The sequence below is a fragment of the Geminocystis sp. CENA526 genome, assembly GCF_050753365.1.
Lineage (GTDB): Bacteria > Cyanobacteriota > Cyanobacteriia > Cyanobacteriales > Cyanobacteriaceae > Geminocystis.
In genome coordinates this window covers 36,845-54,758 of sequence record NZ_JBLZFY010000018.1, presented here as the reverse complement: position 1 = coordinate 54,758, position 17,914 = coordinate 36,845, and the positions used below count along the sequence as shown (strand labels likewise).

General features: G+C 33.0%; 30 protein-coding genes. 10 read left to right on the top strand and 20 right to left on the bottom strand.

The features are described from left to right. Positions 1-58 precede the first annotated feature (58 nt). The 6 genes from ACN4EE_RS07590 to ACN4EE_RS07565 all read right to left on the bottom strand — a co-directional run bounded on the left by ACN4EE_RS07590 (position 59) and on the right by ACN4EE_RS07565 (position 4,279). On the bottom strand, positions 59-976 hold the full coding sequence (locus ACN4EE_RS07590; protein WP_431705810.1) for a calcium-binding protein: 918 nt from the start codon (positions 974-976) through the stop codon (positions 59-61). Between the two features lie 410 nt (positions 977-1,386). Then, positions 1,387-1,875, bottom strand: a complete 489-nt coding sequence (locus ACN4EE_RS07585) for a dihem cytochrome c family protein (protein ID WP_431705809.1) — start codon at positions 1,873-1,875, stop codon at positions 1,387-1,389. 125 nt (positions 1,876-2,000) lie between these two features. Next, complete coding sequence (locus ACN4EE_RS07580) at positions 2,001-2,816, bottom strand: carbon-nitrogen hydrolase family protein (protein WP_431705808.1); 816 nt, start codon at positions 2,814-2,816, stop codon at positions 2,001-2,003. 41 nt (positions 2,817-2,857) lie between these two features. Then, the gene (locus ACN4EE_RS07575) at positions 2,858-3,598 is read right to left on the bottom strand and encodes a creatininase family protein (RefSeq protein WP_431705807.1); all 741 of its coding nucleotides are present in this window, start codon (positions 3,596-3,598) and stop codon (positions 2,858-2,860) included. 161 nt (positions 3,599-3,759) lie between these two features. Then, positions 3,760-4,035 carry a type II toxin-antitoxin system RelE/ParE family toxin gene (locus ACN4EE_RS07570; RefSeq protein WP_431705806.1) on the bottom strand — a complete coding sequence of 92 codons (276 nt, stop codon included), beginning with the start codon at positions 4,033-4,035 and terminating at the stop codon, positions 3,760-3,762. Beyond that, entirely contained in the window at positions 4,025-4,279 is a 255-nt protein-coding gene (locus ACN4EE_RS07565) for a type II toxin-antitoxin system Phd/YefM family antitoxin (protein WP_431705805.1), read from the bottom strand. Before ACN4EE_RS07565 ends, ACN4EE_RS07570 begins: the two co-directional genes overlap by 11 nt. A 135-nt stretch (positions 4,280-4,414) precedes the next feature. Between ACN4EE_RS07565 and ACN4EE_RS07560 the strand changes: the two genes are divergently transcribed. The 5 genes from ACN4EE_RS07560 (at position 4,415) to ACN4EE_RS07540 (ending at position 7,959) form a co-directional block, all read left to right on the top strand. Next, positions 4,415-4,654, top strand: a complete 240-nt coding sequence (locus ACN4EE_RS07560; RefSeq protein WP_431705804.1) for a hypothetical protein — start codon at positions 4,415-4,417, stop codon at positions 4,652-4,654. Then, complete coding sequence (locus tag ACN4EE_RS07555; RefSeq protein WP_431705803.1) at positions 4,644-5,078, top strand: PIN domain-containing protein; 435 nt, start codon at positions 4,644-4,646, stop codon at positions 5,076-5,078. Before ACN4EE_RS07560 ends, ACN4EE_RS07555 begins: the two co-directional genes overlap by 11 nt. 142 nt (positions 5,079-5,220) lie before the next feature. After that, positions 5,221-5,454: a hypothetical protein gene (locus tag ACN4EE_RS07550; protein ID WP_431705814.1), complete on the top strand. Its 234-nt coding sequence runs from the start codon at positions 5,221-5,223 to the stop codon at positions 5,452-5,454. A gap of 186 nt (positions 5,455-5,640) precedes the next feature. Further along, positions 5,641-6,879: a BaiN/RdsA family NAD(P)/FAD-dependent oxidoreductase gene (locus ACN4EE_RS07545; protein WP_431705802.1), complete on the top strand. Its 1,239-nt coding sequence runs from the start codon at positions 5,641-5,643 to the stop codon at positions 6,877-6,879. 186 nt (positions 6,880-7,065) lie between these two features. Beyond that, positions 7,066-7,959 (top strand): ABC transporter ATP-binding protein, encoded by an 894-nt coding sequence (locus tag ACN4EE_RS07540; RefSeq protein ID WP_431705801.1) that lies wholly within the window; start codon positions 7,066-7,068, stop codon positions 7,957-7,959. Positions 7,960-8,060: 101 nt separating this feature from the next. Here ACN4EE_RS07540 and hrcA read toward each other — a convergent pair whose 3' ends face one another. Beyond that, the gene (gene hrcA, locus ACN4EE_RS07535; RefSeq protein WP_431705800.1) at positions 8,061-9,155 is read right to left on the bottom strand and encodes a heat-inducible transcriptional repressor HrcA; all 1,095 of its coding nucleotides are present in this window, start codon (positions 9,153-9,155) and stop codon (positions 8,061-8,063) included. A 173-nt stretch (positions 9,156-9,328) separates the two neighbouring features. Between hrcA and mreC the strand changes: the two genes are divergently transcribed. The 5 genes from mreC to ACN4EE_RS07510 all read left to right on the top strand — a co-directional run bounded on the left by mreC (position 9,329) and on the right by ACN4EE_RS07510 (position 14,106). Beyond that, on the top strand, positions 9,329-10,105 hold the full coding sequence (gene mreC, locus ACN4EE_RS07530) for a rod shape-determining protein MreC (protein ID WP_431705799.1): 777 nt from the start codon (positions 9,329-9,331) through the stop codon (positions 10,103-10,105). A 49-nt stretch (positions 10,106-10,154) separates the two neighbouring features. Continuing rightward, on the top strand, positions 10,155-11,477 hold the full coding sequence (locus ACN4EE_RS07525) for an ABC transporter substrate-binding protein (protein ID WP_431705798.1): 1,323 nt from the start codon (positions 10,155-10,157) through the stop codon (positions 11,475-11,477). A gap of 90 nt (positions 11,478-11,567) precedes the next feature. Beyond that, positions 11,568-11,807 (top strand): hypothetical protein, encoded by a 240-nt coding sequence (locus ACN4EE_RS07520; protein WP_431705797.1) that lies wholly within the window; start codon positions 11,568-11,570, stop codon positions 11,805-11,807. Then, positions 11,804-12,163: a type II toxin-antitoxin system PemK/MazF family toxin gene (locus ACN4EE_RS07515; RefSeq protein ID WP_431705796.1), complete on the top strand. Its 360-nt coding sequence runs from the start codon at positions 11,804-11,806 to the stop codon at positions 12,161-12,163. Before ACN4EE_RS07520 ends, ACN4EE_RS07515 begins: the two co-directional genes overlap by 4 nt. A 221-nt stretch (positions 12,164-12,384) precedes the next feature. Then, positions 12,385-14,106, top strand: coding sequence for a diflavin flavoprotein (locus tag ACN4EE_RS07510; RefSeq protein ID WP_431705795.1), 1,722 nt, complete (start codon positions 12,385-12,387; stop codon positions 14,104-14,106). Between the two features lie 69 nt (positions 14,107-14,175). Here ACN4EE_RS07510 and ACN4EE_RS07505 read toward each other — a convergent pair whose 3' ends face one another. The 13 genes from ACN4EE_RS07505 to ACN4EE_RS07445 all read right to left on the bottom strand — a co-directional run bounded on the left by ACN4EE_RS07505 (position 14,176) and on the right by ACN4EE_RS07445 (position 17,824). Then, positions 14,176-14,604: a PIN domain-containing protein gene (locus ACN4EE_RS07505; protein ID WP_431705794.1), complete on the bottom strand. Its 429-nt coding sequence runs from the start codon at positions 14,602-14,604 to the stop codon at positions 14,176-14,178. Beyond that, complete coding sequence (locus tag ACN4EE_RS07500; protein ID WP_431705793.1) at positions 14,591-14,791, bottom strand: hypothetical protein; 201 nt, start codon at positions 14,789-14,791, stop codon at positions 14,591-14,593. Before ACN4EE_RS07500 ends, ACN4EE_RS07505 begins: the two co-directional genes overlap by 14 nt. A gap of 83 nt (positions 14,792-14,874) precedes the next feature. Next, positions 14,875-15,210, bottom strand: a complete 336-nt coding sequence (locus tag ACN4EE_RS07495; protein WP_431705792.1) for a XisI protein — start codon at positions 15,208-15,210, stop codon at positions 14,875-14,877. Further along, positions 15,198-15,332, bottom strand: coding sequence for a type II toxin-antitoxin system HicA family toxin (locus ACN4EE_RS07490; protein ID WP_431705791.1), 135 nt, complete (start codon positions 15,330-15,332; stop codon positions 15,198-15,200). The genes ACN4EE_RS07495 and ACN4EE_RS07490 overlap by 13 nt, the downstream gene beginning before the upstream one ends. Further along, the gene (locus ACN4EE_RS07485) at positions 15,332-15,535 is read right to left on the bottom strand and encodes a type II toxin-antitoxin system HicB family antitoxin (RefSeq protein ID WP_431705790.1); all 204 of its coding nucleotides are present in this window, start codon (positions 15,533-15,535) and stop codon (positions 15,332-15,334) included. The genes ACN4EE_RS07490 and ACN4EE_RS07485 overlap by 1 nt, the downstream gene beginning before the upstream one ends. A 210-nt stretch (positions 15,536-15,745) precedes the next feature. Beyond that, positions 15,746-15,886 carry a type II toxin-antitoxin system PemK/MazF family toxin gene (locus tag ACN4EE_RS07480; RefSeq protein ID WP_431705789.1) on the bottom strand — a complete coding sequence of 47 codons (141 nt, stop codon included), beginning with the start codon at positions 15,884-15,886 and terminating at the stop codon, positions 15,746-15,748. Further along, the gene (locus ACN4EE_RS07475) at positions 15,871-16,104 is read right to left on the bottom strand and encodes a hypothetical protein (RefSeq protein WP_431705788.1); all 234 of its coding nucleotides are present in this window, start codon (positions 16,102-16,104) and stop codon (positions 15,871-15,873) included. The genes ACN4EE_RS07480 and ACN4EE_RS07475 overlap by 16 nt, the downstream gene beginning before the upstream one ends. A 76-nt stretch (positions 16,105-16,180) precedes the next feature. Next, entirely contained in the window at positions 16,181-16,462 is a 282-nt protein-coding gene (locus tag ACN4EE_RS07470; RefSeq protein WP_431705787.1) for a hypothetical protein, read from the bottom strand. After that, positions 16,416-16,649, bottom strand: a complete 234-nt coding sequence (locus ACN4EE_RS07465) for a hypothetical protein (protein ID WP_431705786.1) — start codon at positions 16,647-16,649, stop codon at positions 16,416-16,418. Before ACN4EE_RS07465 ends, ACN4EE_RS07470 begins: the two co-directional genes overlap by 47 nt. Positions 16,650-16,808: 159 nt before the next feature. Beyond that, the gene (locus tag ACN4EE_RS07460) at positions 16,809-17,027 is read right to left on the bottom strand and encodes a DUF4926 domain-containing protein (protein WP_431705785.1); all 219 of its coding nucleotides are present in this window, start codon (positions 17,025-17,027) and stop codon (positions 16,809-16,811) included. Between the two features lie 42 nt (positions 17,028-17,069). Next, the gene (locus ACN4EE_RS07455) at positions 17,070-17,351 is read right to left on the bottom strand and encodes a type II toxin-antitoxin system RelE/ParE family toxin (RefSeq protein ID WP_431705784.1); all 282 of its coding nucleotides are present in this window, start codon (positions 17,349-17,351) and stop codon (positions 17,070-17,072) included. Further along, positions 17,348-17,566 carry a hypothetical protein gene (locus tag ACN4EE_RS07450; protein ID WP_431705783.1) on the bottom strand — a complete coding sequence of 73 codons (219 nt, stop codon included), beginning with the start codon at positions 17,564-17,566 and terminating at the stop codon, positions 17,348-17,350. Before ACN4EE_RS07450 ends, ACN4EE_RS07455 begins: the two co-directional genes overlap by 4 nt. A 78-nt stretch (positions 17,567-17,644) precedes the next feature. Further along, positions 17,645-17,824: a hypothetical protein gene (locus tag ACN4EE_RS07445; protein WP_431705782.1), complete on the bottom strand. Its 180-nt coding sequence runs from the start codon at positions 17,822-17,824 to the stop codon at positions 17,645-17,647. Positions 17,825-17,914 lie beyond the last annotated feature (90 nt).

The window sequence follows — 17,914 nt, the reverse complement described above, 5'->3', positions numbered from 1 at the left end:
TTTAGCATTATAAATGAGTAATTTTAAAAAGAATTAAGTAAATTTTTGTTAACTGTTGTTAGCCCCCACCAAATCTAAAATAGTCATTTTTAGGTGTACCAATAATACTTAATTTTTCAATGTTAGAAAATTCTATTCGATCGTAACTTCCTTTTTTATTATAATAAGCTGATACTGAACCATTGTAACCTTCCCCATGATTTAGAGTATAGTCACTATCGATTCCAGCAGGATAGCTAGAACTTCCACCATAAGTATTACTAGAATAGTTGATAGTGAGGGTATCAATACCACTGCCACCATCCACTCGATCACTTCCTAATCCTGCATTAATGGTATCATTACCATTTCCCGTGTGAATTTCATTATCAAAACGCTCTGTAAAAACAATATTATCTTTTCCACTTCCCGTATATAGTTTGATAAATTGTTCAACGTTTTTGATGACAATACCATTACTGGTGGTAATGGTTGCACCAGTGCTTTTAATACTAAGATTATTGGTAGCATCTGCTAAATTAGTATATCCAATGGTATCTATTCCCTCACCACCGTTAATCGAATCAATACCTTCTAGGGCGTGAATGTAGTCATCTCCTCCACCAGCATTAACCGTATCATTATTCCAACCAATTATAATATCATCATTAAAGTTTGTACCTGTGATACGAAAACGCTCTATATTCTGGAAATAAACTTCATCTTGACCATAACTATCGTTTAACTTTTTGTAAGCACTAATATATCCTGAGAAACTTCCCGAACCATCATCATTGAAACTTGTAGAAATTCCAGGATTATATGCTTGATCACCAGAGAATGTATTTCCTGAATAGTCGATAACGAGAATATCATCACCATCTCCGCCATCGACTTCATCCATTCCCCGTAAAGGTTTAAAAATATCATCACCACTGTTATCTTGCCCTAGGGAGGGTAAAATATTATCGCCATTCGTACCTGTAAATGTAGCCATAGGAATACTCCTAAAACGTAAATTACAGTTTTTTTGTAGAGCTACTTAAACAATTATTTAGACACTCTAACTTATAATATAACAATAATTTTCATACTTTAATGTATATTTTTGTTTCAAGATTATATTGTTTTTGTTTTTTTTTACAAATTGTTACGGCTTATTTACATTAGACATCTCCAGAAATGAAAAATTAAATCAATTTAGATATTGAAATCGTTAAATTAATATAGTTTATCGTCATTTTCAATCGGTTAAACATAATTATTGGAGAAGTCTATTAGTTTATGATACACTCAGTATAAAAATTAGACCTCCCCAAAAATTTATAATCCTTATATAGAAATAGAAACAGATCGAGTTTCTCTTTTTTCCTATTCTTAAAAAGATTTTCTAATTGCAATGTTGTCTTAGAAATCAACCCGATAATTAAAATCTTGTGCTTGGGGATGACATTGAATACAAGTGTTAATCGTGGTGGGGGTGGGTAAATCGACTTTGGGATGGAGGGCGAAGAAATAACGAGATTGTGCCATATATTGAGGACGAATTTCATCTCTTAATAGCTGACGGGAATAGTTTTGTAAATATTGCCACATCAGGCGTTGAGTAAATCCTGTTAAGCCTTCGATTCTCACTCCGTAATGATTACCGGGGTTTTCTAAAATTCTCTGCCAAGTTTCTTGAGGTAAAACGGCTGGAGGGATGGGAATATGGCAAGTAGAGCAATATTGGAGGTAAAATTCTTCCCCTACAGTAAAATTGCCTGTTGCTCTATCTACAGATTTTGTGTGTGCTTGGGCTAAACCCTGTAAACCAGAGGATACACCCCACCCAAAAATAAGGCTACAGCCCACGATAAAAGCGATAATAAAGGTTTTCCAGCGTTTTTTGACCATTTTTCTGATTTAAACGTTTTCTGTCCATCTGTCCACCTGTCCACTTGTCCATCCTAAGACTTAGACACTTTTACAAAACATCAATGGATTCCTTCGCTATCGCTCGGAATGACATAATGTTATTATTAAAAAACACGATGCTGTAAAGAAGGCATTTGTTGCCGAACTTGTTGTAATCTTTGAGGATTGATTTCTGCTATAGCTACCCCAATTTGAGAGCCTGTACTTGCTAAAATTGATCCCCAAGGATCAACTATCATGGCGTGTCCATGACTACAACGTCTAGCATAATGATTCCCCGTTTGAGCAGGGGCGATTACATAACAAGTATTTTCGATCGATCTAGCCTGTAATAATACCTGCCAATGATCTTTACCAGTATAAGCGGTAAAAGCCGCAGGAATAAAGAGAATTTCTGCACCCTGTCTCGAAAGATGACGATAAACTTCGGGGAAACGCACATCATAACAGATAGATAAGCCCAATTTTCCTAAATCACCAGCATCATAAACGGAGGGCAAACTAGCACCACTTTTTACCGTACTAGATTCTTGATAATTATTGCCATCAGGCACATTAACATCAAATAAATGTACTTTGTCATAACGAGCCAACTCTAAACCACTGGGATCAACTAAAATAGCGGTATTATGGGCTTTAGATTTATCTTCGGCAAAAGGAGTCGGAAAACCGCCCCCTAAAATGGTTACTTGAAAACGTTGTGCCATACGAATTAAGAATTTCTCACTCTTAGTTGCGATCGTATCCACCTGATGAATTTTATCTTCATCTTTCCCCAAAAAAGAGAAATTTTCAGGTAAGCCAATCAATTTTGCCCCTTGATTAACCGCTAATTCAATTAATTCTTCCGCCTGAGTTAAATTGTTGTCAACATCAGGAGTGCTAGTCATGCAAACCGCCGCCGCAATATATGATTTCATCGATGATTTAAGATAGAGAATAAGATCAAAAAAAATCCTGTCTAACTAATAAATTCCAGATAACTGTTCGTTAGTTCTTTTACTGCTAACTCATAGAACTGTTGACCGTGTTCAGGAGTTGCTAAATTAGGATTTGATCCCATTCTACCATCAGGATAGCACTCACGAAAATTAGTTGCGCCGTAAATGGGATGTCCTTTGCCTACTTCTTCACTCAAAGGAGCATTTTTGATATGATCAGGATAGACAAATTGAGTTAAAGCAACTTCTGAGGGTGTAGCGTGAGAGCCTTCTTGATCTCCATACAATTCTTTTGCCAATTTATACACCTCTCGGCACATAAACCAGTTTGCGATCGAACACTTTACCTGATTACTATTAGGGATGTTTAAACTCTCTAAATGATCATAAATCTGAGAAAAAGACGCTTTGAGAGTTGCGATATTACCTCCGTGTCCATTAATAAAAAAGAACTTGCGAAAACCCGCTTTTGCTAAAGAAGTAACGTAATCTTGAACATAGAGGATTAAAGTTGTCGGACGTAAACTGATCGTACCGGGGAACGCAGTATGATGAAGCGCCATGCCCACATTAATTGTTGGTGCTACGATGGTTTTAACGTTCATATCGACCCCTAAAGCAACTTTTTCGGCACAAATTGCATCCGTACCGATTAACCCCGTAGGTCCATGTTGTTCTGTTGATCCAATGGGAATAATTATTCCAGTATTATCCTTTAAATAGGTTTCGATTTCTTGCCAAGTGGATAAGTGTAACTGCATAATATTTATTTAGGTATGATGAAAAAGTCTTTTGATCAAAGCCTCGAAGAAATCAAAAAACTAGGTAAAACATACAATAGCACGATCGAACCTTGCTTATCTGTCATTGCGAGGTAACGAAGCAATGTCCAAAACTCTGAATAATATTATATTTTCATATTCTAATAAACTTCATTATGAGAGCCTATATCAACCAAAATAATTTCTCTTTCAGTAATAATTAAATGAAGACAAATTCTGTAAGAAATATTAATTGATACTGAATACAAATCTTGAAGTTTGCCTTTTAGTCTATGTAATCTTAATGACGGATGATGAGGATTCAACTCCAGTAATTTTAAGGTTTTTTCATATTGTTTAACTAATTCAGGATGTTTTTTAATAAATTTTTTTGCTCTATTGTTATAGCTTTTTGTATAAATCAAATTATAATTCATTAGCTATGCGTTCAATATGTTTTTCTACACTTTCTTGCACAAAATTACCTTGAGCATAATCATTTTTTGCTTGTTGTAGTGCTATTTCTAATTCGCATTCACGCAAATAATTATAATGTTCTAAATTCATCACTACAAAAGTGTCTTCTCCTTTTACCGTGATGGTTTCTTGACTCGTTTTTTCCAGTTTTGTTTTAATAATCGAAACACCTTTTTTTTTTAATTCTCCTGCCGAAATACTCATCGAATCTGACTCCTTTTATCTCGCTCGAACTTTAGGTTTATTATATAACATCGATCGAACTCATTGAGCAGTTAATGCACAATTATCGAACTCAGGTTATTATGAAATTAAATTCATTTAGAGGAATTTAAACAAATGAAAATTGAAATAAATGTACCTGATAATTTACCTCAAGATAGGTTAAAAAAAGAGATTCAAGATTTTGAACAACGCTTACAAATAGAGGCACAACTAGATTCAATTAATAAAAATTCCTTACTAAATGCTAAACAGTCAAAGGCAAAAGCAGTGGCAAAATTATTGGCTTGGACTCAAGAGCATCAAATTAGATTAGAAGGGGGTATTCCTTCTAGGGAAGAACGTAATGTCAGATAAATTTTTTTATGATACGAATATTTTTTTATATTTAAGTTTATTACCAGAAAATCCAGAGGATACATTTAAACGCAATAGAGTTAAGAATATTTTATCTTTGCATCAGGACAATATCTATATCTCTACACAAGTGATTAATGAAATTTCTAATGTTCTTACCAAAAAGAAAGTTTTAAGTAAGAAAGACACTATTGATTTTTTAAACCTAATTTTATCTGTTGCTAATTGTATTCCTCTAACTCAAGATTTGACTTTTGATGCGATCGAAATTAAAAAACGTTATGGATTTAGCTTTTATGATTCCTTGATTATTGCTTCTGCGTTGTCAGTCAAATGCAATGTTTTAGTTACAGAAGATTTACAGCATTTACAAGTAATTGTTTTTAACTCATCGCCATTGCAAATACTTAATCCTTTTATTTAATCTCGATCGCACCTCACCTCCAAAGTCGATCGAACTTTTCATATAATTTTTTATTGTCATTGCGAGGTACGAAGCAATCTCCAACCCCCCATAAAATAACAGGACGGTTTCAAAGTAAGTTGGAGTACCAGAATAAGTAGAAATTGATGTTATCATCAAAAATGGTTTACTCATCCTTTGTGAAATTAAATTTTCGATCGATAAGGCTGAAATGTATATTTTTGATAAGAAAGTGGCTTTTTACGAAAAACGTCATAATAGAAAACCACAACGTAAAATCGTTATTTCCCCGATGGTTGATGAAAGAGCCAAACCTGTAGCACAAAATTTAGGTATTAAACTTTATAGCTATGCTAATAGTGTCGAGTTAAATTAAACTTGCTAGGGGTGATAAAGATAGCCTCTTTTAAAATAGCTTAGGACTTACGCACCTTTAACGATATTCTGTCATTCCGAGAGTAGCGAAGGAATCTCAATCCTTTGATTTTTGGTACAAGTGGGTAACTTCTATAACTTTAAAGATAACGTTTCGACTGTTAAAAAATGTCTTATTTATAATTCCATGAATCATTATTCAGATGTAATCATTATCGGCGGTGGCGCAGCAGGTTTTTTTGGTGCAATTAATACAGCTATACAAAATAAAAATTTAAGTATTACTATTTTAGAAGCCTCCCCTCAAGTATTGGGTAAAGTAAAAATTTCTGGGGGAGGGAGGTGTAACGTCACCCATCATTGTTTTAATCCTAGTGAATTAATTAATTATTATCCCCGTGGTAACAAAGAATTGCGAGGTGCTTTTGCTCGTTTTCAACCTCAAGATACTATTAACTGGTTTGAAAGTAGGGGAGTTAAACTTAAAACCGAAGGGGATGGCAGAATTTTTCCTATCAGCGATGATTCTCAAACGATTATTGATTGTTTAGTCAAAAATGCACAAAAATTAGGGATAAAAATATTAACTAAAACTCCAGTCAAAGATATAAATAAGTCAGAATCAGGTTTTAATCTTACTCTAAAATCAGGAGAAATATTAACCGCAAAATACCTGTTAATCGCTACGGGAAGTAATCCTTTAGGCTATCAATGGGCAAAAAAATTAGGGCATTCTATTCAATCGCCTATACCTTCTTTATTTACCTTTAAAATTAATGATGTCAGAATCAAAGATTTAGCAGGAGTTAGTGTTAATAATGTGGATATTTACCTAGATATTAAACTCAAGAAAAAACTCGAACAATCAGGGGCTTTATTAATTACTCATTGGGGTTTAAGCGCTCCTGCTGTGTTAAAATTATCCGCTTGGGGAGCAAGAGTTTTATATGATCATAAATATAATGTACCTTTAATTATTAATTGGCTTCCTGAATATAATTTAGAGTCTATCAAAGCTAAGTTACAAGAAATTAAATTGTCTATTTCTAAACAAAAAGTAATTAATTATTCTCAGTTTAATTTACCGAAAAGATTATGGCAAAGTTTGGTAAACTATAGTTTAACTAATAATCAGAAAATTTGGGCTGATCTTACTAAAAAAGAAATGGATAACCTCTCGATCGAACTGACAAAAGGTAAGTATATAATTGAGGGAAAAGGAATGTTTAAAGAAGAATTTGTGACTTGTGGAGGAGTGACTTTAAAAGAGGTGGACTTTAAGACAATGATGAGTAAAATTTGTCCGAATTTATTTTTTGCAGGAGAAATTTTAGATATTGACGGAGTAACGGGAGGTTTTAACTTTCAAAATGCTTGGACTACTGGATATTTAGCAGGAATAGGAATTAATCAATTAGAGGGTTAATTTTTACAACGAGAGACTAAATGTTTTGCATTTTTACAGAATTTTATTTAAAATAACTTTGTATTTATATGCCCTTATAAAGCCTCAAAACTTTTATTTTTGTAACTTATTCACTCTTCCCTTTTCCCTTTTCCCTTTTCCCTCTCTTCATCAAAATACTTTTTTAGCAACTCCTAAATTTAACTCATGTTAACTATTACAAATTTAACTAAATTTTTCGATCGAAAAAAAGTTTTAAATAACCTAAATCTGGAGATTAAGACAGGAGAAATTTATGGCTTATTAGGGGCAAATGGTGCTGGAAAAACCACCACTATTAATCTTATTTGTGGATTGTTAAATTATGAAGAAGGAGAAATATTAATTAATGGTAAAAAATTGAATGAAAAATCTAAATATTTATTAGGAGTCGCCCCCCAAGAAAATTTACTTTATCCTCATCTTACCTGTGCAGAAAATTTAAACTTTTTTGGTAAAATTTATGGGTTAAAAGGTACTCAATTAAAAGCCTCTATTTATGAACAATTAAAAGCAGTAAATTTATTCGATAAAAAAGATTCGATCGTATCAACTTTAAGCGGAGGAATGCAAAGAAGATTAAATATAGCAGTAGCCTTAATTCATAACCCAAAACTGATAATTTTAGATGAACCAACAACGGGTTTAGATATTGAATCTCGTTATGAAATTTGGCAGTTAATCTTAAGGTTAAAAAAGGAAGGAATTACTATTTTATTAACAACTCATTTTTTGGAAGAAGCCGAAAAACTGTGCGATCGAATTGGTATCATTAAAGATGGTAAAATTGTCCAAGAAGGCACATTAAATCAATTAAAACAAATAATTCCTGCTAAAGAGTTAATTATTGTCACCACAGAAGAAGAAGAAAAAGCCATTGAGTTAGGAAAAAAACAAGGTTTTAACTATGCTTATTATCAAGATGAATTAGCATTTTTAACAGAAGAAATTTTAGATTTAGCAGAAATAATTAAACGTTTTGAAGGAGTTAACTTGACTTCTATCACCAAAAAACCCATTAATTTAGAATATATCTATCTTCAATGTCAAAAAATGAATTAGAGTAGCAGGTTAAAGAATGAAAAAACACGGCTAAAGCCGTTACTACAAACCAATCAAAAATCTTTTTTACCAGAAGTCTTGCCTTTTACCTACCATCATCATTAATACTCAGCATTTTGCAGTTGAGTTGTTAAATAATCGGCGGTAGCTTCCACCAGTGCGATCGCCTGTTCGTAAGCCATGCGAGTTGGTCCTATAATACCAACACTTCCAGCAGGGTATTCTCCTTGATAATAATAGGCGGAGATTAAACTACAAAACTGCATAGATTCTAAGGGATTTTCTGAACCGATGGTAATTTTAACTTTTTGCCATGAATTTTTATTTTCTTGAGTATTAAAAACTAAGGGTAAAAGCTGATCTTGTTCTTTTTCAATCAAATTTAATAAGGTTTTAATATGTTCTATATGCGAAAATTCAGGTTGTTGTACTAATTTTGATAACCCTTGAGTTAAAATATTAGTATTATTTGATAACCTATAATTATCTTTAATTTTGCTTAGTAAAGTATTAATAAAATCTGCATAAATTAAAAATTCGTTACTTAATTCTCCCCAATCTAAAATACTAATTTCGGTTAAAGATTTTCCCTTTAATTTATGGTTTAAAAAGTTTGATAATATTTCTAATTCTCGATCGAGCATTTCCAGAGAGTTATCATCATGGGGTATTTTTAACTGTTTGCTGTCTAATAAAATGGATTCTGTTTGATAGTTGTCAACTACCATAACTAACATAATTTGATCATTAGTTAATCTTAAAAGTTGTAAATGATACAGGATATTACTAGCAATTTGCGGTAAAGTAATTAGGGCAATACAACCACTTAAATCAGCTAAAATATTGGTAATATTTTGAAATAAAATTTCATAACGTCCTGAAACAGTTTTGATGCTATGATTTAAAATTCGATCGAAAGAAGATTTAACCGTATTCTCAGGTGCTATTAATTGATCTACATAAATACGATAACCAGAATCAGAGGGTATTCTACCCGCAGAAGTGTAAGGTTGATAGAGAAAACCAGCTTTTTCTAATTTTCCCATCGCATTACGAATTGTAGCTGAACTAACACTAAAATTATATTCGTCGATTAAAGTTTTTGAGCCAACAGGTTCGGCAGTCGCAATATAATGTTTTACGGTTGCCTGTAAAATTTTGCGATGGCGTTCATTGAGTGATATGTGAACAGTCATCTTGAAATATATTATTTTTGATAAAAGTATATTAATTAGATTTGATTGTAAAGGTTTTTTCTTAAATCTGGTACGATCGAGTTAAGAATTTCTCCTGATTATCTTTTCTTCCTTTACTGAGTATAATATCTTAGATTATCTTGATTTGAGATTTCCCAGATTCTAAATTCTAAATGGCTTTTAAATTCATTTATCGTTGGTGGCAAAAATACGGCAGTCAATTAGTTTTCGGACTAATTAGTTTGTCTATGGCATGGTTGGTTTATTATACTCAGGGGGCGTTGATTTCTGAGACTTTATACCGTCTTTCTCCTTCTTGGTTATTGTACCCTCAAATCGATCGAATGGCATTATATGAACAACGTACGATTCAGGAATTAAGTAATAAAATCGTTGCCTTAGAAAAACAAAATGAGAATCTCCAAAAAATTATTCAGTATCAAGAAAAATATTCAGGGGAATTGATTCCTGCGAGGGTAATTGGCAGAAGTGCCGATGCTTGGTGGCAAATTATCACCATTGATGCTGGAAGTAATAAGGGCATTAAATCTAATCATGTGGTGATGAGTGTCGGAGGATTAGTGGGGAGAATCATGGAAGTTACTCCTAACACTAGCCGAGTATTATTGATTAGCGATTATAACAGTCGAGTGGGTGCAACCATTGTCAGGAAGGGTTATCAAGGCTTTATTAAAGGGCAAGGCACTGCTGTTGGTTTAATGGAGTTTTATGCTAAAGTTGCAGATGTTAAGGAGGGGGATGTGGTGACTACTTCTAGTATTAGTAGCATTTTTCCACCTGATATTCCTATTGGTAAGGTTATTTCGATCGATCTTAACAAAAGTCCAGCACCAGAGGCACAAATTGAGTTTACTGCGCCCATTGATTTTTTAGACTGGGTAGTGGTGGATTTAACCGAAAAACCCCCTTTAATCAGAAATAATGAATAAGCTAGTACGCATCATAAAAAAATTTTTTAACAACGTCTATTAAAAAAATATGAATTTTTTATCTATTTATAAACACCGTAAAAATCCTGTTAATTATATCATCTGGTTTCTTTCTGGCTTATTGTTAACAATTTTAGTTAGCTGTGCCTCCCCCCAAGCGAATACGGAGGGTTCGATCGAATTTTGGACAATGCAGTTACAGCCACAATTTACCCCTTATTTTAACGACTTAAATCAACGCTTTGAAAGCGAAAATCCTGATAATAAAATACAATGGGTTGATGTGCCTTGGAATGCTATGGAAAGCAAAATTTTAACGGCAGTTTCTGCCCAAAATGCGCCCGATGTAGTGAATCTTAATCCTGATTTTGCCTCTCAATTAGCCAGTCGCAACGCATGGTTAAATCTTGATGAGAAAATCTCCCCCGAAGTCAAAAGCGAATACTTGTCTAAAATTTGGGATGCGAATAAAATTGAAATCTGTCAAGCTGAAAATCAGTGCGAAACCACAACTTTCGGTATCCCTTGGTATCTGACAACAACTATCACTGTTTATAATAAAGACTTGTTTGAAAAAGCAGGAATTACTAACCCCCCTCAAACCTATGAGGATTTAGCTATTGCCGCCGAAAAAATTAAAAATACCACTGGCAAATATGCCTTTTTCATTCCGTTGGTAACGACTGATTCTAACGAAATATTACAATCCCTTGTCAAAATGGGGGTAACTCTGCTAGATGATCAAGGTAAAGCTGGATTTAACACCCCCGAAGGTATCAAAGCCTTTACTTATTGGGCGGATTTATACCAAAAAGGTTTATTGCCTCCTGAAGTAATGACTCAAGGGCATCGTCACGCCATAGAATTATACCAAGCAGGAGAATTGGGTTTAGTTGGCACTGGTGCAGAATTTTTGAAAACCATCGCTAATAATGCCCCTACGGTTTACGAGGTGTCGGGAGTCGCCCCTCAAGTTACGGGAGATACCAAAAAGAAAAATGTCTCGGTGATGAATTTAGTTATCCCTAAAGATAGCAAAAATATTGATGGTGCTGTTAATTATGCCCTTTTTGTTACTAACGGGGAAAATCAACTCAAATTCACTCAAGAGGCGAATGTCTTACCTTCCCATAATAGTTCGATCGAGCAGTATATTAGTAACTTAGAGAACGATCCCAATCAAGATATTCTCACGGAAGCACGAAGAATTAGTGCGGTACAGTTAGAAGATGCAGAAGTACTAATTCCTCCTGTGAAAAATATCAATGAATTGAAGAAAATTATCCACGAAAATCTGCAAAGTGCTATGTTAAAAGAGAAAACCGTTGAACAAGCTGTTCAAGATGCTGCTAATCAATGGAATAATCTTTAAACTTTATAGCAATACTAAATCATTGGTGAGAAATTTCAAATAAGTTTCTCCCCTTTGTTTAAGACTGGGGAGTACAAAGACTGGTGTAATATGAATACTATAACAAACGAAACTGTTAAACAACAAATTGATCAACTTTCTTATGAGCAATTAATTGAAGTAGCTAATTTTATCTCTTGTCTTCAATTTCGTAAAGGTTGTAAATCCATAAATTTGGATGTGAAAGAATTGTCAAAACTAGCTACGGATTTTGCGACTGAGGATAGAGAATTAGCAGAGGAGGGAATGAATGACTATCTCAATATGTTAAATGAGATGGAGAATATATGACAGAAGACAAAAATTTGCTCAAACGTGGTGAAATATGGTTAGCAAATCTAAATCCCACTAAAGGCTCTGAACAATCAGGAATTCGTCCTGTTATAATTTTTCAGAATGAGATCGTGTCTCGTTTTTCAACTACTGTAATAACGATACCTCTAACAACCAATCAAAATCGAGTTTCTTTACCTATTTGTTTAAAAATTGAAAAAGGTGATGGAGGATTAGCAGAAGATTCTGTTGCTTTATGCTATCAAATGAGAGTACTTGATAAAACTCGTTTAATTCGCCTGTTAGGACAACTGGAATGGGATACTGTTAAACAACTGGAAGATATTGTTCTCTTAACATTAGGATATATTTAACTCAAATCTACTTCTCAATCAATAGACTTCTGGTAAAAATTATGATTTTCTCACCGTGAAACAGGCATCTTGCCTGTCTTTCTGAAGATGTCTAATAACCTTAAATGCTCCCCTTCCCCTGCTTATCAAATATATTGAAGAATTAAATTGAATAGGCTTAAGGATTACCCCTGAAAAACTTATAATGGAATAAGAAAAAATATATAGGGGAAAATAATTTTATGGTGACAACTCCCATTAAAACCGCTCAACGTCTGACAACTCAAGTCGAAGTTATTGCCCCAGATACTACGACAATTCGTTCTTTAGATTGGGATCGAGATCGCTTTGATATTGAATTTGGACTACAAAACGGCACTACTTATAATTCTTATGTAATCAAAGGAGAGAAAAACGCTTTAGTTGATACCTCTCACCTCAAATTTAAACAACTATATTTTGACTGTTTACATCAAGTTATTAATCCTCAAGATATTGACTATTTAATCATCTCTCACACCGAACCTGATCATAGTGGCTTGGTTAAAGATTTGTTAGAAATTGCCCCCCATATCATTGTGGTTGCGTCTAAGGTAGCGATTCAATTTTTGGAAGGATTTGTCCATCTTGATTTTAAACGACAAATAGTTAAAAACGGCGATCGACTTGATCTTGGTAATGGTCATGTAATGGAATTTATTAACGCTCCTAATTTACACTGGCCCGATACTATTTTTAGTTATGATCATGCTACTGAAACTCTTTTTACCTGCGATGCCTTTGGAATGCACTACTGTAGTGCTAGTTTGTACGATGAACATTTAGCGGACATTTCTCCAGATTACCGTTTCTATTATGAATGTTTGATGGCACCCAATGCTCGATCGGTTTTATCTGCTATGAAGCGTATGCAGGAATTAGGGGAAATTTCGATCGTTGCTAATGGTCATGGACCTATTTTAAAGCATAATGTGAAAGAACTGCTCGATCGATACCAACGCTGGAGTAACGAGCAAAGTAAGGGAGAAAAAACCGTTGCCGTGTTCTATATCTCTGATTATGGTTATAGCGATCGAATTTCCCAAGCCATAGCCAAAGGTATTACTAAAACAGGCATTACCGTTGAAATGTTCGATCTCAATGGTACAGATATTCACGAAATCCCCGAAATCGTTAGTAAATCCGCAGGAATTGTCTTAGGAATGCCTCCCCTTTCCGATAATACCGAAATTAGTAACAAAATGGGGGCAATTTTAGCCTGTGTTAATAATAAACAAACCATCGGTTTATATGAATCCTACGGCGGTGATGACGAACCCATCGATCCGATTTCTCGTAAGTTACAAGACTTAGGCTTAACCTCTGCTTTCACTCCCATTCGCATCAAAGACACTCCCCACGAAACCACCTATCAACTGTGTGAAGAATCGGGGGTTGACTTAGGACAAATTTTGACAAAAAAAGCCAGTATCAGTAAAAGAAAAGCCCTTGACAGCGATTTAGACAAAGCCATCGGGCGTATTAGCGGAGGATTATACATCATTACCGCTCAAAAAGGAGAAGCAAAGGGGGCGATGTTGGCATCATGGGTAACACAAGCAAGTTTTGAACCCCCCGGATTTACCGTAGCAGTGGCAAAAGATCGTGCGATCGAATCTTTGTTACAAGTAGAAGATACCTTCGTGTTAAACATCCTTGAGGAGGGCAAATATCAAGCTCTAATGAAACATTTTCTCAAACGATTCCCCCCCGGTGCCGATCGTTTTGAGGGGGTTAAAACGCAAATAGCCACCAATCGATCGCCTATTTTAAGCGATGCTCTAGCCTACCTTGAATGTCAAGTTGTCAGTCGTATGGACTGCGGAGATCATTGGGTAGTATATAGTAAAGTTACCAGTGGCAGGGTATCAAAACCCGATGCTTTAACCGCCGTACATCATCGCAAAGTCGGCAATTATTATTAATAGGATTACCTTATGCTATCTTGATGAAGGAAAGTAATAGGTAATAGGTAATAGGTAATAGGGAATAAACTATCTATTAAAAGGATTAATAATTGTTAGTTGTCTCTCTACAATTAATTCATGTTGCATATCTTCTGAATAGAGAATATCTGCATTAGCAAATAAAGCCGATGCAATGATTAAACTATCCCAAAATGACAAGCAATACTTACTTCTTACATTAGACGCTAATTCATAAACATTTCGATCGAACTGAACAATTTGATAACGATTATAAAAAGAGTTAATTAAATTTAAGATACTTACTTCATCTAATTTATGTTTTTTTAATAAGTTAAATGATACTTCGTTAATCACTTGTGTACTAATTACTATCTTTTTTTCCTGTATAAGTTGTTTAGCTAAAATCCTTTTCGTTTCTTCTTTATTATTAGTTGAAAAGCCATAAAGCCAAATATTAGAATCAATAAAACAAAGATAGTCATTATTTTTTGTCATAAATTTCCTCTCTTGTTATAAATTCTAAATCATCTACTTCTAAAGGATTTTCTAACAAATAATCAATCATATCAAACTGAGATTTATTTTCATCTAATTTATTTTTTGCTTTAAGTGCTAAAATAATTTCCTCAATATATTTAATTTGTTCAGGTTTTAACTCGGAGACATTAATCGTTGTCATCATAGTTAATTTTATTAATAACTTTTTACTTTAAATTATACATCAATCCCTATTTTCTCTAACTTCTCATCTTTAATTAAGCTATATTAAGCCACAGCAAAACCAGTATATTTTCTAATACTTGGTTCATGAAAACCCAAAATAATATCTTTAGATGAAATACCAGCAGAAACTAATTCATTAGCTATGCCATCTTCTGTATTATCGCATTGAATCCAAATTTTTCCCTTAATAATTTCTAGGTGAATTAAACAACTATGAAAATGTTTATTATCTTGCCAACCTTGAGATATTATTAAATATTGCTGATGTTCATGATCGTAAGCAGGGTAATTTTTAATGTTGATATTTGCATATTGAATATTAAGATAAGGATTTAAAACTTTAACAATAATATCTTGATATTGAGTTAGTTTATCCATTTGGTAATAACCTCCTTATTTCTCCACTTACGATGACTACCTTTTTGAGAAATTAATTGAAAATTATAGCGTTGTAATATTTTTTCTACTTCTTTCGCCGTCAGTCGAAGCATTCGAGTCATTAAAGTACAACCTCTCTAATATAACTATGATCTGATAATTTAATATCGTCTGGTTGCAAGTATAGTTCAATCGCTTCTTTAATATTATTTAACGCTTCTTCTTCAGTATCACCACAAGATGTGCAACCGGGTAATTCTGGGCAATAAACCGCCCATTCTCCTGTTTGTAAATCTGGTTCAAGAATAACACGCCATTTTGTCATTTTATTTCCCTCTTAATTTTATTTAATTATACTTCAATCCCTATTTTCTCTAACTCCTCATTAATCCTTTTTATCGCTATTTCCTCATCACTTTCTATGGCTTTTTCTACTCCTTTTTTTGCTATTCCTAATAACTGTTTCGATCGAACTTCTAATCTAAAACTTTCTTTAATTTTATCACTAAATTTTTATCGGAAATAATTATGTTTTTTAAACCGCCATTTGATTATAAGTATTATTTGTTACTATAATACATGGTCTTATTTTACCTGTTTCCGAGCCTTTTTTTGGTTCAAGATTAACGTCAATTATCATTCCTCTTTCTAAATTATTCATTACTTTAAATCCCATAAAGCTGACTCGGTTAACTCTTGCAAATCTTCACTTTCTCGATAAATTTCTGCATATAAATTCGCTGATTCTTCTAAGTCTATATCTTCATTATTAATGATGTCAGCTTTCATTAAATAATCGATAAATTCTTCTTTTTTATTAGAAAATAACTCTAAAATAATTTCTTTTACCATTGCTTTTAATTGACTTTGTTCGATCGAAATATTAATACTCATAGTTTATATTTCCTAATTGTTTAAATTCATTATAACTCAATACCTATTTTCTCTAACTAATCATTAATCCATTTTATTAATTAATTTCTGCAAATAATTTCTCAGCTATTTCTGGTAATTCTATTACTATAAAATAACTAGCAGGATATAAATAATCTTCTTCTGACTCATCAATTACTCGAATCATATTCAATTTTTCTGCTTTATCATCTGGTAAAACTTGATATATTTTTCTAAATTCCAAACTAGCTAAATAATCCTCATTTTTTATACAAATTGCGATTTTTTTTTGATTATTATTTAACATATCTTTACTCCAAAATAGTTTTAATTTTAATCTCTTTTTTACCAATTCCATGAGCTTCATACCAATGTAACTCAGCTTGATAAATATTACCGTCTTCTAAGATTATAATAGCTATTCCTTTTAATTTTCGCCATCTTTGTCCTCCATAAAACTTTTTTAGTCTTTTCAAATCTCGAATGGAGTTATTAACGGCAATAACTTCTATATTCTTTATTGTACCAATAATCTCAAAATTCATGATCGTTTACTCCCATTTTCTCTAACTCCTCATTAATCCATTTTATCGCTGTTTCTTCCTCACTTTCTATGGCTTTTTCAACTCCTTTTTTCGCTATTTCTAATAATTGTTTCGATCGAACTCTTAATCTAAAATTTTCTTGAATTTTATCACTGAATTTTAGATTGTAACTAATTCTTGATTTAAAGGTGCATAGTGAACTAACATTAATTGTTCGGCTGATAAAGTCTCTAAAGCATACACTTTACCCGTATTAGTTATAAATTCCACTTCAAATATATTTGGTTCGTATTCTTCAATAATTGTACCAACTTGCCCTCGATAAAGGTTTAATTCGGGGAAATCTTGTAATAATGCTACGATGTCATATAATTTCATAATTATTTCCTCTTTATAAGACATAACAGGTGACTAAAACAACTAATAAACTTCATCATGATCGCCAATGTCAATTAAGACAATGACATCCTCCTCTAGTTCTGTATCTTGTCTAAATGTAAAAATAATTCGATAGCTATAAGTAACAGAACAAGACCATAAACCGTGTAGTTGTCCCGTCAATTTATGAGATTTTAACGAAGGATAAAAAGGATTTTCTGCTAAAAGCTCTAAAACTGCTAAAATTTTGGCTTGTAAATGAGGACTTTTTTTGATCAATCGCTTAAAACTTTTTTTAAAAGTCTTTTCAGCAATAATAATCATTCTTCTTCATCCTCTAACAAATAAGCCTTAATATCAGCAAAACTACCCTTAACTACCTTTCCCTCATCCACCGCCTGAAGCACCCCTTGAGCATTCGTAGCAATTTGAGATCGGCGATTTTCAATTCTTCTCTTACGAATTAACTCAAATAACTCCTCTTGATCTTCTTCCGATAAAACCGAAATTGCCTCTAAAATTTCTTGATAAGCTATCATAAAACCTTCTCGAACTTTTAATCTAAAATTTTCTTTAATTTTACATTAGTAGGGTGGGCATTGCCCACAAAAAAAAATCTAAATTTCGATAAGATCATTAATATCTGCAAAGAAATAAATTTCATTGCTATTAATATAATAATTACTACTTTTTGCGGTTTGTTTGAGAAAAATAGAGTTTTCTAAATCGTTAATTTCTTCTTGATTAAACTGGGATAATTTATAGTTAGAATCTTTGAGTATAAAGGATAATTTCATTGATGATGATTTAAGTTGCTGAAATAACTGTCAATTTAAAGTTTTAAACGGTAACTAAATTTGAGTATTATTATTACTTTATAATTATTT

What these genes read in the sequence shown, in the direction of transcription:
- ACN4EE_RS07590 (WP_431705810.1), bottom strand. Translation starts at nt 976, where the DNA reads ATGGCTACATTTACAGGTACGAATGGCGATAATATTTTACCCTCCCTA.
- ACN4EE_RS07585 (WP_431705809.1), bottom strand. Translation starts at nt 1,875, where the DNA reads ATGGTCAAAAAACGCTGGAAAACCTTTATTATCGCTTTTATCGTGGGC.
- ACN4EE_RS07580 (WP_431705808.1), bottom strand. Translation starts at nt 2,816, where the DNA reads ATGAAATCATATATTGCGGCGGCGGTTTGCATGACTAGCACTCCTGAT.
- ACN4EE_RS07575 (WP_431705807.1), bottom strand. Translation starts at nt 3,598, where the DNA reads ATGCAGTTACACTTATCCACTTGGCAAGAAATCGAAACCTATTTAAAG.
- ACN4EE_RS07570 (WP_431705806.1), bottom strand. Translation starts at nt 4,035, where the DNA reads ATGAATTATAATTTGATTTATACAAAAAGCTATAACAATAGAGCAAAA.
- ACN4EE_RS07565 (WP_431705805.1), bottom strand. Translation starts at nt 4,279, where the DNA reads ATGAGTATTTCGGCAGGAGAATTAAAAAAAAAAGGTGTTTCGATTATT.
- ACN4EE_RS07560 (WP_431705804.1), top strand. Translation starts at nt 4,415, where the DNA reads ATGAAAATTGAAATAAATGTACCTGATAATTTACCTCAAGATAGGTTA.
- ACN4EE_RS07555 (WP_431705803.1), top strand. Translation starts at nt 4,644, where the DNA reads ATGTCAGATAAATTTTTTTATGATACGAATATTTTTTTATATTTAAGT.
- ACN4EE_RS07545 (WP_431705802.1), top strand. Translation starts at nt 5,641, where the DNA reads ATGAATCATTATTCAGATGTAATCATTATCGGCGGTGGCGCAGCAGGT.
- ACN4EE_RS07540 (WP_431705801.1), top strand. Translation starts at nt 7,066, where the DNA reads ATGTTAACTATTACAAATTTAACTAAATTTTTCGATCGAAAAAAAGTT.
- hrcA (WP_431705800.1), bottom strand. Translation starts at nt 9,155, where the DNA reads ATGACTGTTCACATATCACTCAATGAACGCCATCGCAAAATTTTACAG.
- mreC (WP_431705799.1), top strand. Translation starts at nt 9,329, where the DNA reads ATGGCTTTTAAATTCATTTATCGTTGGTGGCAAAAATACGGCAGTCAA.
- ACN4EE_RS07525 (WP_431705798.1), top strand. Translation starts at nt 10,155, where the DNA reads ATGAATTTTTTATCTATTTATAAACACCGTAAAAATCCTGTTAATTAT.
- ACN4EE_RS07520 (WP_431705797.1), top strand. Translation starts at nt 11,568, where the DNA reads ATGAATACTATAACAAACGAAACTGTTAAACAACAAATTGATCAACTT.
- ACN4EE_RS07515 (WP_431705796.1), top strand. Translation starts at nt 11,804, where the DNA reads ATGACAGAAGACAAAAATTTGCTCAAACGTGGTGAAATATGGTTAGCA.
- ACN4EE_RS07510 (WP_431705795.1), top strand. Translation starts at nt 12,385, where the DNA reads ATGGTGACAACTCCCATTAAAACCGCTCAACGTCTGACAACTCAAGTC.
- ACN4EE_RS07505 (WP_431705794.1), bottom strand. Translation starts at nt 14,604, where the DNA reads ATGACAAAAAATAATGACTATCTTTGTTTTATTGATTCTAATATTTGG.
- ACN4EE_RS07500 (WP_431705793.1), bottom strand. Translation starts at nt 14,791, where the DNA reads ATGATGACAACGATTAATGTCTCCGAGTTAAAACCTGAACAAATTAAA.
- ACN4EE_RS07495 (WP_431705792.1), bottom strand. Translation starts at nt 15,210, where the DNA reads ATGGATAAACTAACTCAATATCAAGATATTATTGTTAAAGTTTTAAAT.
- ACN4EE_RS07490 (WP_431705791.1), bottom strand. Translation starts at nt 15,332, where the DNA reads ATGACTCGAATGCTTCGACTGACGGCGAAAGAAGTAGAAAAAATATTA.
- ACN4EE_RS07485 (WP_431705790.1), bottom strand. Translation starts at nt 15,535, where the DNA reads ATGACAAAATGGCGTGTTATTCTTGAACCAGATTTACAAACAGGAGAA.
- ACN4EE_RS07480 (WP_431705789.1), bottom strand. Translation starts at nt 15,886, where the DNA reads ATGGGATTTAAAGTAATGAATAATTTAGAAAGAGGAATGATAATTGAC.
- ACN4EE_RS07475 (WP_431705788.1), bottom strand. Translation starts at nt 16,104, where the DNA reads ATGAGTATTAATATTTCGATCGAACAAAGTCAATTAAAAGCAATGGTA.
- ACN4EE_RS07470 (WP_431705787.1), bottom strand. Translation starts at nt 16,462, where the DNA reads ATGGAATTGGTAAAAAAGAGATTAAAATTAAAACTATTTTGGAGTAAA.
- ACN4EE_RS07465 (WP_431705786.1), bottom strand. Translation starts at nt 16,649, where the DNA reads ATGAATTTTGAGATTATTGGTACAATAAAGAATATAGAAGTTATTGCC.
- ACN4EE_RS07460 (WP_431705785.1), bottom strand. Translation starts at nt 17,027, where the DNA reads ATGAAATTATATGACATCGTAGCATTATTACAAGATTTCCCCGAATTA.
- ACN4EE_RS07455 (WP_431705784.1), bottom strand. Translation starts at nt 17,351, where the DNA reads ATGATTATTATTGCTGAAAAGACTTTTAAAAAAAGTTTTAAGCGATTG.
- ACN4EE_RS07450 (WP_431705783.1), bottom strand. Translation starts at nt 17,566, where the DNA reads ATGATAGCTTATCAAGAAATTTTAGAGGCAATTTCGGTTTTATCGGAA.
- ACN4EE_RS07445 (WP_431705782.1), bottom strand. Translation starts at nt 17,824, where the DNA reads ATGAAATTATCCTTTATACTCAAAGATTCTAACTATAAATTATCCCAG.